This window comes from Akkermansia muciniphila ATCC BAA-835, from assembly GCF_000020225.1.
Taxonomy (GTDB): Bacteria; Verrucomicrobiota; Verrucomicrobiia; order Verrucomicrobiales; family Akkermansiaceae; genus Akkermansia; species Akkermansia muciniphila.
On sequence record NC_010655.1, the window covers coordinates 2,186,313 to 2,199,781 of the forward strand.

General features: G+C 52.2%; 14 protein-coding genes. 12 read left to right on the forward strand and 2 right to left on the reverse strand.

The features are described from left to right. The first annotated feature begins 6 nt into the window (after positions 1-6). The 11 genes from AMUC_RS09600 to AMUC_RS09650 all read left to right on the forward strand — a co-directional run bounded on the left by AMUC_RS09600 (position 7) and on the right by AMUC_RS09650 (position 10,448). Positions 7-1,014, forward strand: coding sequence for a DUF362 domain-containing protein (locus AMUC_RS09600; RefSeq protein ID WP_012420831.1), 1,008 nt, complete (start codon positions 7-9; stop codon positions 1,012-1,014). Positions 1,015-1,059: 45 nt separating this feature from the next. Next, complete coding sequence (locus AMUC_RS09605) at positions 1,060-1,908, forward strand: aldo/keto reductase (protein ID WP_012420832.1); 849 nt, start codon at positions 1,060-1,062, stop codon at positions 1,906-1,908. A gap of 21 nt (positions 1,909-1,929) precedes the next feature. Next, positions 1,930-3,009, forward strand: a complete 1,080-nt coding sequence (locus AMUC_RS09610; RefSeq protein ID WP_012420833.1) for an alpha/beta hydrolase — start codon at positions 1,930-1,932, stop codon at positions 3,007-3,009. Between the two features lie 42 nt (positions 3,010-3,051). Beyond that, a complete protein-coding gene (locus tag AMUC_RS09615; protein WP_012420834.1) occupies positions 3,052-4,170 on the forward strand; it encodes an aldo/keto reductase in 1,119 nt (372 codons plus the stop codon). Positions 4,171-4,260: 90 nt separating this feature from the next. Continuing rightward, the gene (locus AMUC_RS09620; RefSeq protein ID WP_012420835.1) at positions 4,261-5,397 is read left to right on the forward strand and encodes a metallophosphoesterase; all 1,137 of its coding nucleotides are present in this window, start codon (positions 4,261-4,263) and stop codon (positions 5,395-5,397) included. A gap of 189 nt (positions 5,398-5,586) precedes the next feature. Beyond that, entirely contained in the window at positions 5,587-6,165 is a 579-nt protein-coding gene (locus AMUC_RS09625; protein WP_031931275.1) for a flavodoxin, read from the forward strand. Positions 6,166-6,172: 7 nt separating this feature from the next. Further along, on the forward strand, positions 6,173-6,634 hold the full coding sequence (locus AMUC_RS09630) for a putative quinol monooxygenase (RefSeq protein ID WP_012420837.1): 462 nt from the start codon (positions 6,173-6,175) through the stop codon (positions 6,632-6,634). 7 nt (positions 6,635-6,641) lie between these two features. After that, positions 6,642-7,460 (forward strand): carboxymuconolactone decarboxylase family protein, encoded by an 819-nt coding sequence (locus tag AMUC_RS09635; RefSeq protein ID WP_081429203.1) that lies wholly within the window; start codon positions 6,642-6,644, stop codon positions 7,458-7,460. A 302-nt stretch (positions 7,461-7,762) separates the two neighbouring features. Beyond that, entirely contained in the window at positions 7,763-8,707 is a 945-nt protein-coding gene (locus AMUC_RS09640; RefSeq protein ID WP_012420839.1) for an aldo/keto reductase, read from the forward strand. Then, positions 8,707-9,720, forward strand: a complete 1,014-nt coding sequence (locus AMUC_RS09645; protein ID WP_012420840.1) for an amidohydrolase family protein — start codon at positions 8,707-8,709, stop codon at positions 9,718-9,720. The genes AMUC_RS09640 and AMUC_RS09645 overlap by 1 nt, the downstream gene beginning before the upstream one ends. 170 nt (positions 9,721-9,890) lie before the next feature. After that, entirely contained in the window at positions 9,891-10,448 is a 558-nt protein-coding gene (locus AMUC_RS09650) for an NAD(P)H-dependent oxidoreductase (RefSeq protein ID WP_012420841.1), read from the forward strand. Between the two features lie 162 nt (positions 10,449-10,610). On the opposite strand, the gene AMUC_RS09655 is transcribed toward AMUC_RS09650, so the two are convergent. After that, complete coding sequence (locus AMUC_RS09655; protein ID WP_012420842.1) at positions 10,611-11,096, reverse strand: MerR family transcriptional regulator; 486 nt, start codon at positions 11,094-11,096, stop codon at positions 10,611-10,613. A 233-nt stretch (positions 11,097-11,329) separates the two neighbouring features. On the opposite strand from AMUC_RS09655, the gene AMUC_RS09660 reads away from it, so the two are divergent. Further along, on the forward strand, positions 11,330-11,782 hold the full coding sequence (locus AMUC_RS09660) for a NanQ anomerase/TabA/YiaL family protein (RefSeq protein WP_012420843.1): 453 nt from the start codon (positions 11,330-11,332) through the stop codon (positions 11,780-11,782). A gap of 69 nt (positions 11,783-11,851) precedes the next feature. Here the strand turns inward: AMUC_RS09660 and AMUC_RS09665 are convergent, their stop codons facing one another. Next, positions 11,852-13,330 (reverse strand): alpha-amylase, encoded by a 1,479-nt coding sequence (locus AMUC_RS09665; protein ID WP_012420844.1) that lies wholly within the window; start codon positions 13,328-13,330, stop codon positions 11,852-11,854. Positions 13,331-13,469: the final 139 nt, after the last annotated feature.

The window sequence follows — 13,469 nt, forward strand, 5'->3', positions numbered from 1 at the left end:
GTTGCCATGGAAAATAAGATGACGAGAAGAACATGGCTCCAGTCTTCCACCGCAGCCCTGGCATGCCTGGCTTTGCCGGAGTATGCCCTGGGCGCGGTTGCGGAGAAGGGTGGAGCTTCCAGGGTCTGGATGACGAAGGAAATTTCTCCGGAGGCTCTCGTGAGGATTTACGAGGCTCTGGGGCGTCCGGCCGGGGGAAAGGTAGCTGTCAAGATCAGCACCGGGGAACCGGGAGGCCGCAATTTTCTGAGTCCGGCCTTAATCAAAGACCTGGTGCGCCGGGTGAACGGCACCATTGTGGAATGCAATACGGCTTACGGAGGCAAACGCTCCCGGACGGAGGACCATTTGCAGGCTGCGAAGGATCACGGTTTTTCCGATATTGCGCGGGTGGACATCATGGATGCGGAAGGGGAGTTCACTATCCCGGTGAGGGACAGGAAGCACCTGGAATACGATATCGTGGGGGATCATTTAAAGAATTATGATTTCATGGTCAATCTGGCCCATTTCAAAGGGCATGCCATGGGCGGCTTCGGCGGTGTGATCAAGAACCAGTCCATCGGTGTTGCCTCGGCAGCCGGGAAGGCGTACATCCATTCCGCCGGAAAGACGCGGGATGTTTCCTCCGTGTGGAACAATCTGGCCAGTCAGGATGATTTCCTTGAGTCCATGGCGGCTTCCGCGCAGGCGGTGGCGGATTACTTCGGGGACAGAATTTTGTACATCAATGTGATGAATAATCTGTCCATTGACTGTGATTGCGATTCCCACCCCCATGCGCCGGAAATGAAGGACATCGGTATTCTGGCCTCCCTTGATCCGGTTGCTCTTGACCAGGCCTGCCTGGATCTCGTTTACGCCGTCAGGCCGTCCGAAGGGAATGACAACAGGCCCCTGGTGGCGCGTATTGAAAGCCGCCATGGACGGCATACGGTAGAGTATGCCGAGAAGATAGGTCTTGGCAGCAGGAAGTATGAACTGAAAGAGCTGAAACCGCAGCAGGCCGTTTAGTCGGTCATTTCCTTTTTAGTATCAAAAACAATAGAAAAAACTGTGATGGAAAAAGTGATGTTGAACAATGGCGTTACGATGCCTGTCCTGGGATTTGGCGTTTTTCAGATTCCGGACGCTAAGGAGTGCGAACGCTGCGTGCTGGATGCGATTGAGGTCGGCTACCGTTCTATTGATACCGCGCAGATTTACGGCAATGAGGAAGCCGTAGGCCGCGCAGCGGAGAAGAGCGGGGTTCCGCGGGAAGAGTTGTTCCTTACCACGAAGGTGTGGATTTCCAACGGCGGGTATGAGAAGGCGAAGGCGTCCATTGACGAATCCCTGCGCAGGCTGCGCACGGATTATCTGGATCTGCTGCTCATCCACCAGCCTTTCAACGATTACTACGGCACTTACCGGGCCATGGAAGAAGCGAACCGGGCCGGAAAGGTACGCGCCATTGGCGTGAGCAATTTTTATCCGGACCGTTTTGTGGACCTGGCGGAGTTCTGCGAGATCAGACCCGCCGTCAACCAGGTGGAAACGCATGTGTTCCACCAGCAGGAAAAAGTCCGGGAGGTGATGGAAAAGTACGGTACCAGAATGGAATCCTGGGGGCCTTTTGCGGAAGGTCGCAATGGGTTTTTCTCCAACCCCGTGTTGAAGGGCATTGGAGAGAAATACGGCAAGACCCCGGCGCAAACAGCCCTGAGGTTCCTGATTCAGCGTGGAATTATCGCCATTCCGAAGACGACCCACCGGGAAAGGATGGAGGAGAATTTCAACGTCTTTGATTTTGCCCTTTCCCAGGAGGATATGGGCGCTATTGCCAGGCTGGACCGCGGAGAGAGCCTTTTCCTGTGCCACCGGGATCCGGAATCGGTCCTGTACCTGATCAATTACGGGAAGCAGTAATTCGCATGAAGTTCCAGAAAGATGACACGATACTCATTTAAAATATTTTGCGTGGCTTTTTCCGCCTGCTTTTGCTGTGCGGGGAGCCTGTTGGCAGAAGATAATAACCCCCATACGGACAAGATGATGAACGAGAAGCTGAATTTAACGCAGGAATGGGACAAAGTGTTTCCTAAAAGCGACAAGGTAACCCACCGCAAGGTAAGTTTCCGCAACCGTTATGGCATTATGCTGGCTGCGGATTTGTATATGCCCCGGAATGTTAACGGGAAATTGCCGGCTATTGCCGTTTCCGGCCCTTTCGGGGCTGTAAAGGAACAATCTGCGGGCCTTTATGCCCAGACGATGGCCGAACGAGGTTTTCTGACGATCGCGTTTGATCCCTCGTATACGGGAGAAAGCGGAGGATTTCCCCGCTATGTCGCGTCTCCGGATATCAATACGGAGGATTTCTGCGCCGCCGTCGATTACCTTTCCACCCGAGATGACGTGGATTCGGAACGTATTGGAATCATTGGCATTTGCGGCTGGGGCGGCATGGCGGTCAATGCGGCGGCTATCGACACCCGCATCAAGGCAACGGTAACCTCCACGATGTACGATATGAGCCGCGTGAACGCGAACGGCTATTTCGACGCGATGGATGCCGACGCCCGTTATGAGCTTCGCAAACAACTGAATGCCCAGCGGACGGCTGATGCGAAGAGCGGTTCTTATGCCCTCGCGGGGGGCGTGCCTGATCCTCTGCCTGCGGATGCCCCCGGATTTGTGAAGGATTATTACGATTATTATAAGACGCCCCGCGGCTATCACAGGCGTTCGCTCAATTCAAATGGCGGATGGAATGTCACTTCGGCGCTTTCCTTCATCAATATGCCCCTGCTGGCGTACAGCGGTGAAATCCGCAGCGCCGTGCTCATGATTCACGGGGAAAAAGCCCATTCGCGCTATTTCAGCGAAGACGCCTTCAGGAAGTTGAAGGGGGACAATAAGGAGCTGATGATTATTCCCGGTGCAAGCCATGTGGATCTTTATGACAATCAAGCCGGTGTCATTCCTTTCGACAGAATCGGACAGTTCTTTCTGGAGCATCTGAAATAAGGAGGCCCCGCATCTGAATTTGGGAAAGAAAGACGGAACGTAATGAAACGCAAGGATTTTTTGAAGATAACATCCGGTTTGGCCTTATCCCTGGTTTCCCGGGGATGGGCCGGGGTGGGTTCTTCTTTGCTGTCTGACGGTCCGGGGTCTTCTTCCGGGGTGCCGAAGAAGGGTTTTCTTGGGGAATCCCGGCGCCTTGGAGGCCTGGAAGTTTCCTCTATCGGGCTGGGATGCCTGCCGATGGTGGGTTATTACGGCGGCAAGTATGATAAACAGGAGATGATTGCCCTGATACGCCGGGCTTTTGACAAAGGAGTTACTTTTTTTGATACGGCGGAAGTGTACGGGCCTTATACCAGTGAGGAATGGGTGGGGGAGGCTCTCGCCCCTGTCCGCAACCAGGTCAGGATAGGAACCAAATTCGGTTTTGGCGTGGAGGAAGGCCGTCCTTCTTCCCTGAACAGCAGGCCCGACCATATCCGGCGTGCGGTAGAAGGTTCCCTCAGGCGTTTGCGTACCGACCACATTGACCTGTTTTACCAGCACCGGGTGGACCCGGATGTTCCGATGGAGGAGGTGGCAGGTACGGTGAAGGAACTGATGCAGGAGGGAAAAGTGCTGCATTTCGGCCTGTCCGAAGCCGGCGCCCGTTCCATCAGGAGGGCTTATGCCGAGTGTCCGGTGAGCGCCGTCCAGAGCGAATACGCTATCTGGTGGAGGGAACCGGAGACGAAGATTTTTCCCACGTTGGAAGAGTTGGGCATCGGTTTTGTTCCGTATTGTCCGCTGGGGCGCGCCTTTCTGGCAGGAGCCGTCCGGGAGGACAGCCGTTTTCAAAAGCGGGACCGCCGCGCCACTTTGCCCCGGTTTACTCCGGAAGCCCTCAGATTCAACATGCCGCTGACTGTTCTTGTCCGGGAATGGGCGGAACGCAGGGGCATGACTCCGGCCCAGTTCGCCCTGTCCTGGATGCTTTCCCGGAAACCGTGGATTGCGCCTGTTCCCGGAACAACCAATCCAGCCCATCTGGATGATTTTCTGGGAGGGGCTTCCGTCCGCCTGTCCGAATCGGAACTCAAGGAATTCGACCTTGCCTGTTCCAGAATTCCCCTGATGGGGCACCGGGCGGATCCGTTTACGGAGAGCCAGATTGACAAGTAGTTTTGCCGGCGCGTTTCCTTCCGCTCCGGAAAAATGCCGCGGGACTGTTTGCGGCGGAAGGATGTTAAGCTATTTTTAAGAAAGAGACATATGATTCTGATTTTCGGAGCATTGCTGGCGGTTTACGTTTTTTGCCGCGCTATTTTGCCGCTGAAGCTGAAATGGGGCTGGAAGCTTCTGCTTGCCGCCCTGCTGGCGGTGGCGGCATTCAAATTCCACTTGCTGCATTTGTTTGGAGGCCCCATGTTTTTCTCCCCGGTTTTGCCGGAAAACGTTCTGCTGGCGGCCGCGTGGCTGTTCTCCGTTCTTTTCCTGTTCTTTTTCCTGCTGCTGGCGGCAGATGTGGTGCGGGCTCTGTATCTGCTGGTTTTGTTCTGCTTGCGGAGGAACAGGACGGAAAGGTTCCGCATCATTGGCAACCGGGTGAATGTTGCTTTGCTGGTTTTTTCCGCCGTGCTGGCAACTGTGGGCATGATTGGAGGCACCAGAGTGCCCCAGGTGAAGGAGGAAACGGTTGCCGTGAACCGCCTGCCGGAGGAGGCGGACGGATTGACGGTCGCCGTGCTGGCGGATCTGCATGTGGACGGCATTACAAGGGAGGAGCGCATTCGGAAGATTGTGGAGCGCACGAACGCCCTGAATCCGGACATCGTCGTGATTGCCGGAGATTTCGTGGACGGGACGGTGCCCGTGCATGGCGGCGATTTGAGGCCGCTTGCGGATTTGAAGGCCAGATACGGGGTGTTCGGCGTGCCGGGCAATCATGAGTATTACTCCGGTTATGAGGAGTGGATGGAGTTCCTGCCCAATCTGGGCATTCGTATGCTTCTTAATGAACACGCGCCGGTGGGAGGGGAGGCCGTGGTATTGGCCGGTGTGACGGATCCTGTGGCCGGCATCATGGGGAAGGAGGAGCCGGATATAAGCAAGGCGTTGAAGGATGCCCCGGAAAAGGGAGTGCGCATCCTTGTTTCCCACCAGCCGCAGCTGGCCCGGGAAGCGGCTGCGCACGGCGTGGATCTTCAAGTGTCCGGCCATACGCACGGAGGCATGATTGCCGGCGTGGACCGGCTGGTGGCGCGTTTTAACGAGGGATTCGTCTCCGGGCTGTACACGGTGGGTAATATGAAGCTGTACGTTTCCAATGGGGCGGGGATTTGGAACGGCTTTCCCATCCGCATCGGCGTTCCATCGGAAATTGTTCTGATTCGGCTTCGGAAAGAATAACATCATATATTGATAAAGCAATTTAGGAAGTGATGCGGGCAGGATTGCCGGAATTGTTGAAAAAATATTGACTTATAGTTACTCTAATGTTTAGACAGAAATAAGGAACAAGGTCAGGCAAGGGAAATGCCGGATGAAACCGTTTTTTCCGGACGCCTTTTGCCTCTCCTTTTAACCGGATAAAAATACATGAAAACAATATCAATGATATGCACGCTGGCCGCGGCCCTGATGACAGGAGCCGGATGTTTGGGACAGGAACAACCCAAGGTTTCCGCGGAACCTTCCAGGGTCCTCATTGCCTATTATTCATGGGGAGGCAATACGAAGTACGCCGCTGCGCAAATTCAGAGGGCGACGGGAGGAACGCTGTTTGAAATCAAGCCGGTCAAGCCCTATCCCTCCGAATACCGGGAATGCACCGTGCAGGCCAGGAAGGAGATTCAGGAAGGGGTTCGGCCGGAACTGGCCGCCAAAGTGGAGGATATGGGCAAGTATGATGTGATTTTCATCGGCAGCCCCAACTGGTGGAGTACCATTGCGCCTCCGGTCGCGTCTTTCCTGGCAAGTTACGACCTTTCCGGCAAGACGGTGATTCCATTTGTGACGCATGGGGGCGGCGGCATGGCGCGCTGTGCGGACGAGGTTCGGAAGCTGTGTCCCAAGTCCACCGTTCTCAAGGGAGGCGCTTTTGCCGGGGAAGGAATCCGGACGACGAGGGCCGCGCTTGTCAAGTGGGTCAATGAGACGATTTCCATCAATAAATAATGATCTTATGAAACGAACCATCGCGGGAATGGCTTTTTCCCTTGCCTGTCTGATGAACCTTTCAGAAGCCCAAACCATAAATCACGATAAAGTGGAAATGGAGAATGGCAAAAATACGGGCATGTGCGTCAAGTTACCGATGCAGCCTGATGGTATCGTCCGTCTCTCAAAAATAGAAGTGCATGCTGAATATTTGGAGGAATATGTGAAGTACGCCATCGAAGTGGGGGAAATCTCCCTGCGCACGGAACCGGGCGTGTTGACCATGTACGCTGTTGCTGAAAAGGACAATGCTTGCAGAATTACGATTCTTGAAACTTACGCCAGCCAAAAGGCATATAAGTCGCACATCGCATCGGCTCATTTTCAGAAATACAAGCAGGAAACGTTGCACATGGTTAAGGCATTGGTTTTATCCGACCAGACGCCACTGAATCCTTCAAACAGTATTACTAATATTATTAAATAATACAATAATGAATAAGATTATTTTATTTCTTTCAATTAGTTTTTTCATAACAAATGCTATGGCGCAGGAAAAGATAGTACAGACGGCGGGACGCACTCAGTTAGGAGAGTTTGCTCCCAAATTTGCGGAACTTAACGATGATGTCCTTTTCGGTGAAGTATGGAGCCGGACTGACAAGCTCGGTCTGCGTGATCGCAGTTTGGTAACCATCACCTCCCTCATTAGTCAGGGCATTACCGACAATTCGCTCGTTTTCCATCTTCAGTCGGCAAAGAAGAATGGAGTTACCCGTACCGAGATTGCAGAAATCATCACCCACATCGGTTTTTATGCCGGTTGGCCGAAAGCATGGGCGGCATTTAATCTGGCCAAAGACGTATGGGCGGAAGATGCGGCTGGCGAAGATGCCAAAGCCGCTTTCCAACGCGAGATGATTTTCCCTTTAGGCGAGCCGAATACGGCATATGCCAAGTATTTCACAGGCAACAGTTATCTTGCACCCGTTTCACGCGAACAGGTGAATATCTCCAATGTAACTTTTGAACCCCGTTGCCGCAATAACTGGCATATTCACAAAGCGACGAAAGGCGGCGGGCAGATGCTTATCGGTGTGGCCGGACGCGGCTGGTATCAGGAAGAAGGAAAGCCTGCTGTGGAAATTCTTCCTGGCACAATCATCCATATTCCCGCCAACGTGAAGCACTGGCACGGGGCTGCCTCCGACAGCTGGTTCTCCCACTTGGCTATTGAGGTTCCCGGTGAGAATGCATCCAGTGAATGGCTTGAGCCGGTAACGGATGAAGAGTATGCCAAGGCCGTGAAATAATGTGGATACTTCCATGTGAAACAATTATAGTGCAATCTGTTGTGTTGGTAATGTAACTGTTTGATACAAATGTAATTAAGAATTTGTTAGATCTGTCGCTTTCTCCGTAATATGGCATACAGTCATTTTTTGAAAATGCGCGGTATCTTTGCCACATATTGAAAACAAGTTAATATTAAAAGAAAGAAATATGAAATATGTTGAACCTGTATGAGCCTTTTATTTCACATCGGCAGTCATTGTGGGGACAATAATAGAAAACAGTCTTATGCGGTTTAAAAAATATAATAAAAGAATACGAAATGAAAAATCAGTCTAAAATTGCATTAGGGACATGGTCATGGGGCGCAGGATTTGCCGGAGGCGACCAGGTATTCGGCAATAATCTCGGAGTAGACGAGCTGAGACCCGTATTCGACGAGGCGATGGCAAACGGGGTGAATTTGTGGGATTCTGCCGTGGTGTATGGTATGGGTACTTCAGAAACGTTGCTCTCGACATTTACAAAGAATAGAAAGCGGGAGGATATATTTATCTCGACCAAGTTCACTCCGCAGATTGCAGGCGAGTCGGAAGATCCGGTAGCCGATATGCTGGCAGGGAGCCTCGAACGTTTCGCCACCGGTTACGTCGATATTTATTGGATACATAATCCGGCCGACGTGGAAAGATGGACGCCTTATCTTATTCCACTGGTAAAAAGCGGTAAGGTAAAAAGAGTCGGTGTTTCCAACCATAACCTCGCGCAGATCAAACGTGTGGAGGAAATTCTCTCGCAAGAAGGGATACATCTCTCTGCCGTTCAGAACCATTACAGCCTGCTCTACCTCTCGTCAGAAAAGGCAGGCATTCTGGATTACTGCAGGGAGAACGGCATCGACTTTTGGGCTTACATGGTGCTGGAACAGGGGGCGTTGAGCGGAAAATACGATACCGCGCACCCGTTGCCAGCCGATAGCCAGCGTGGGAAAACCTACAATCCGCTGCTGCCGCAAATAGAAAAACTCGTTGCCGTGATGCGCACCGTGGGCGATAAGTACGATATTACGCCGGCGCAGGTGGCTCTGGCATGGGCGATAACGAAGGGCACGACGCCGATTATTGGTGTGACGAAACCCTCACAAGTGCAGGATGCTGTCCGTGCCATGCAGGTCGTGCTGACTGTTGACGAAGTGAAGATGTTGGAGGATGCGGCCGAAAGCACGGGGGTAGATACGAGAGGTTCATGGGAAAATCCGATGATATGATGAGGCTGGTTATAATCATCGGAGTTGTCCTGTCTGTATGGTTTGCGGATTGGGCGGCGGCACAGCAGATTGTGGATGTGCATTGCCATAACATTATGTCTGGCTATATGGAAGTGTTGAAAAAACATGATGCCGCTTTGGAAGAGACTTTTCCGTTGCCGGAATGGAATGTGGATGCCCATCTTGCCTTTATGGAAAAAGCCGGAATCGGTTGTTCTGTATTGTCGATGCCCGCACCGCAACCCTACTTCGGTGATACTGGGGAGTGCCGTCGCATAATCCGGGAATATAACGAGTATTGCGCCGCTCTGAAAAAGAAATATCCGGGCAAGTTCAAATTTTGCGCTGCACTGCCATTGCCTGACGTGAACGCTGCCATAGATGAGGCTGTTTATGCTCTCGATACGCTCGGTGCAGACGGCATCAAGCTGGCCACGAACAGTCGGGGACAGTATATCGGGGATGAAGCCCTCGACCCGTTGATGGAGGTATTGCACAAGCGGAATGCCGTCGTCATCATTCATCCGCACAAGCCTAATCCGGTTAATGATACCATTATTTCTACCGCCCCGCTTGCAGTCTATGAATATCCGGCCGAAACGACACGTGCCGTCGTCAATATGATTTCCCGCAACGTGTTGGTGCGCTATCCGAATCTCAAGGTGGTCGTTCCCCATTGCGGCTCGTTCCTGCCTATGGCGATTCCACGCATGAAGGCTATACACCCGGCTATGCAGGCAAAGGGATTTATGGGTTCAATTGACTGGGATGGCAATCTATCCCATTTGTACTATGATCTTGCCGGGGGAGCGAGTCCTGAAATCGTGAAGATGATGCTGACGGTCGCTCCGCCAGAGCATATACTTTATGGTTCGGATTATCCTTATATGTCTGACGGTGTGTTGTTTGGAAATCTGCAACGGATGCGTGAACAGTTTGCTGCGGATAAGGAACTGTCACCCTATTTGGAACAGTTTTTTTCGGAAAATGCCCGTAATTTATTTAACAAATAATATTTGAAAACGGAGAGCATACTTTTCGGTAGGATAAGATAACCTGTGAAGAGATTGCTACAGCCGTTACTTTTTTGATAAGCGACGAAGCCATATTTGTAACCGGAGCTGACTGTGAAAACGAACGGCATTATAGGAGCAGAGAACAAATAACAGTAAAAAGAAAGAATATGAAAAATATATTGATTATCAGCGGCCATACAAACCTTGCCGCATCTGTAGCCAATAAGACAATCCTTGAAACCTTGAACGAGCGGCTGCCGGAAGCTGAACTCGTAAAGCTTGACGAACTTTATCCCGATTTCAAGATCGACGTGGAAGCCGAACAACAGAAATTGCTGTGGGCAGACATCATTGTATTGCAATTCCCTCTCTTTTGGTACTCCGCACCCTCCATATTGGAACGCTGGATGGAAGAAACTTTTCGTCACGGCTTTTCACACGGCAGTACCGGAGACAAGCTCAAGGGCAAGAAACTCATTCTCTCTTTCACAACGGGAGCGCCCGAAACGCTGTATAGCCGTGAAGGGGCCATGGGCTACGCGATTGATGAATTTCTGCCATGCTACAAGGCTGTCTGCCGACTGACTCAAATGGAATACTGCGGCAGTGTTTATACCTGCGGCATAAGTTACGGCAATCGTACGACACCGGAACTTATCGAGCAGCAAAAGGGAGCATCGGTGGAACACGCTGAACGTCTTATCCGGTTACTTGAAGCGCTCTGATGTTTGAATAATTTCGACGCTATGGCCTTCAATTGCCCTCTATCCGATGACTGCATGAATTTCATGTATGCGGAGGCGGCAGGAAGCAAATAAGAACGCAGAGCGGCCGGGATTCCTCATTGGAAATCCCGGCCGACGTCTGTTGAGGATTTAAGGGAGGGTTTATTCCTCAGGCGCGATGTTCGGCTCGCTGGCGCTGATGTAGTTCAGCGGATTGCAGCTGTCCGGCCTGCGGTTGTCTAAAAGATCCTGATAAAATTTTTTCTTGTATTTCAACACTTCCATTTGTTTTTTCAGGATTCGGAGCTGTTCCCGGAGACTTTTCTCTTGCTTGAAGATCAGTTCGGCGCGCTCCGGAATGGTGGAATCCCCTTCCTGGCACAGGTCGATGTAGTGCTTGACGCCTTCAATCGGGAGGCCCGTCATCCGGAGGCAGTGGACCAGGCGGAGCCACCCCAGGGTGTAGTCGGAAAACATACGGGCATTCCCTCCGCTGCGGTCCACGTCCGGGATTAATCCGGCGTTTTCGTAATACCGGATGGTGTAGGCTGACATTTCCATCATTTCCGCAACCTGCTTGACAGTGTATCTGGGGGTGCGGTCATAAGAAGGGCGGTAGGTGCCGGATGGATTTTTCTGTTTAATCATCGTGTGACTGATAGCTTACAGTTACTCCAATATACGAGGCGTTGCCGGATGACAAGTTTTTTACTGTGCTTCACGGGAATAACGTATTTAAAGGCCAAGGAAAACGGCGGTAACTCCATTCCGTGGAGGAAGGATCGGGCTGTGCGTCGGAATATCGGGGGAAGGGGGGCAAATGAGTTGACTGGCTTTTCCTCCCCGTTACAATGAAGCCCGCTCCGGGGACGGAGCCTGTAATGATGATTATTGCCTCCCTTTCCGATTCCGCCCGTTACGAAATGTTGAATTCCCTGTTCAGGAGAGCTTTCGATTTTATCAGGGAGATTGCTCCGGCAACCCTGGAAACCGGCCGCCATGTCCTGGAGGAAGACGCCCTGACCGTGATGGTGAATGAACCGGTGATGAAGAAGCGGGAGAACGCCCGCATGGAAGTGCATGACCGGTTTATTGACATTCACGTGCCCCTTTCCCGGGAAGAGGGATTCATGTGGAAAGAGCGCGCGGCGCTGGAAAAGCCTTCCGAACCGTTCAACAGGGAAAAGGACGCGCAGCATTATGATGATGCTCCGGACACCTCTTTTGTCGTGAAACCGGGGCAGTTCGCCATTTTTTTCCCGGAGGATGCGCATGCCGGCTGCATTGGGGAAGGAAAGATTCTGAAACTGGTGATTAAAGTCAGAACGGCCTGAACCTCATTCCGGAAAAACAGTCCGGAATGGAGAACAGGCCGTTTCTTCAATTTGCGGGCGGGAGTTGCGTTATTTTCCGTCTTCCTTCCGGGCGTCCTGTAAAGCGTTTTCCGGAATCCATACGGCCACATTGCCGCCGTGGACAAGAAACCGGCCGTTGCCTTCCCCGTCAATGGAGACGGTTTCCTCCACGTTGCCGGTGGCTTCCTTCCAAGTTTCCCCTGCGTGCTGCTTGCCCACGTTCATGACTTTGTCTCCATCCTCTCCATTGGAAATGAGCACAGCCACGCCGGAATGCGGGTGCTCTTCATCTCCCACACGGGTGAAGCCGATGGTGTTCGGGTGGTCAAAGTAGTAATTTTGTTCCCCGAAAGCATGGTTTTTACGGATTTCCAGCAGATTGTCGATGATGGCGCGGTGCATGGGCGGGTTGCCGCTCACACCGTAATAGTCCCCGTAGAAGATGCAGGGATAACCTTCCTTCATGAGCAGGATGAGCGCATAGGCGGAGGGTTTGAACCAGTCTTCCACAGCTGATTCCAGGGAACTGCCCCACTGGGAATCATGGTTGTCCACAAAGGTAACGGCCAGCGTAGGGTGGTTCTGAACCAGGGTTCCGTCCAGAATTTTGGAAAGGTCGTAATCGCGGCCCTGCTTGGAGGCCTGGTACATGTTGTAGTGCAGGGGGACGTCAAACAGGTCCACTTTGTAGCGTTCCTCCTTGAGGTAATCGTCCAGGGATTCCAGATCCTGTTTCCAGTATTCGCCCACGGCGTAGAAGTCTGCTCCCCTTTCCTTGCGGACGGCTGCCAGGAATTTCCTGATGAATTCGTCATTGATATGCTTGATGGCGTCCAGCCTCATGCCGTCCAGATCCAGTTCCCGGGATACCCATATTCCCCATCTTTCCATTTCTTTCACCACTTCCGGGTGGTTGAAGTCCAGATTGGCGAACATAAGGTAGTCGTAGTTGCCGTTTTCTTCATCCACGCCTTCGCTCCAGCTTTTGCCGTCTCCCATAATCTTGAAAATGGAGGTTTTTTCCGTGCGTGCGTCATAGTCCGTTCCGGTGAAGTGGTACCAGTGCCATTTGAAGTCGGAATATTTGTTTCCGCGGCCGGGAAAGTTGAAGCCGGTCCAGCCTTCAATCTCGTAGGCATCCGTAATTTCCTTGTCGCGGTTCTGCTGGTCCACTTCCTTGGCCATGAATTTTTCCGTATAGTCCGCCCCTGCTTTGTGGTTCATGACGGCATCCAGATAAACGCCTACATGGTGTTCATGAAGAGCCTTGATGGCCTCCTGGAGTTCCTGCCTGGTGCCGTATTTGGTGCGGACGGTGTTTTTCTGGTCGAATTCCCCCAGGTCAAAAAGATCATAGGTGCCGTATCCTACGTCATTTTGTTCCTTCCCTTTGTAGGCTGGAGGAATCCAGACGGCCGTAACACCCATTTCCTCCAGGTGGGGGGCGTCTTCCTTCAACTTGTTCCAAAACTGTCCGTCGTTGGGCAGATTCCACTCAAAATACTGCATCATGATTCCGTTTTTCATTTGATCTGATTCCTTGTCATACCGTTCGGGTTGTCGTGCTTCCAGGGGCTGTCCGGTGGAAAAAGCGGTTTTCCCGGGCGAGGTTCCGGATGATGAATCCATACGAAGCCCCCAACAGAATAGAGTCCTGAAAGTACGG

Bases quoted from the DNA above. Each gene is read 5' to 3' on its own strand.
- AMUC_RS09615 (WP_012420834.1), top strand. From the start codon at position 3,052: ATGAAACGCAAGGATTTTTTGAAGATAACATCCGGTTTGGCCTTATCC.
- AMUC_RS09660 (WP_012420843.1), top strand. From the start codon at position 11,330: ATGATGATTATTGCCTCCCTTTCCGATTCCGCCCGTTACGAAATGTTG.
- AMUC_RS09600 (WP_012420831.1), top strand. From the start codon at position 7: ATGGAAAATAAGATGACGAGAAGAACATGGCTCCAGTCTTCCACCGCA.
- AMUC_RS09645 (WP_012420840.1), top strand. From the start codon at position 8,707: ATGAGGCTGGTTATAATCATCGGAGTTGTCCTGTCTGTATGGTTTGCG.
- AMUC_RS09665 (WP_012420844.1), bottom strand. From the start codon at position 13,330: ATGAAAAACGGAATCATGATGCAGTATTTTGAGTGGAATCTGCCCAAC.
- AMUC_RS09650 (WP_012420841.1), top strand. From the start codon at position 9,891: ATGAAAAATATATTGATTATCAGCGGCCATACAAACCTTGCCGCATCT.
- AMUC_RS09630 (WP_012420837.1), top strand. From the start codon at position 6,173: ATGAAACGAACCATCGCGGGAATGGCTTTTTCCCTTGCCTGTCTGATG.
- AMUC_RS09655 (WP_012420842.1), bottom strand. From the start codon at position 11,096: ATGATTAAACAGAAAAATCCATCCGGCACCTACCGCCCTTCTTATGAC.
- AMUC_RS09610 (WP_012420833.1), top strand. From the start codon at position 1,930: ATGACACGATACTCATTTAAAATATTTTGCGTGGCTTTTTCCGCCTGC.
- AMUC_RS09640 (WP_012420839.1), top strand. From the start codon at position 7,763: ATGAAAAATCAGTCTAAAATTGCATTAGGGACATGGTCATGGGGCGCA.
- AMUC_RS09625 (WP_031931275.1), top strand. From the start codon at position 5,587: ATGAAAACAATATCAATGATATGCACGCTGGCCGCGGCCCTGATGACA.
- AMUC_RS09635 (WP_081429203.1), top strand. From the start codon at position 6,642: ATGAATAAGATTATTTTATTTCTTTCAATTAGTTTTTTCATAACAAAT.
- AMUC_RS09620 (WP_012420835.1), top strand. From the start codon at position 4,261: ATGATTCTGATTTTCGGAGCATTGCTGGCGGTTTACGTTTTTTGCCGC.
- AMUC_RS09605 (WP_012420832.1), top strand. From the start codon at position 1,060: ATGGAAAAAGTGATGTTGAACAATGGCGTTACGATGCCTGTCCTGGGA.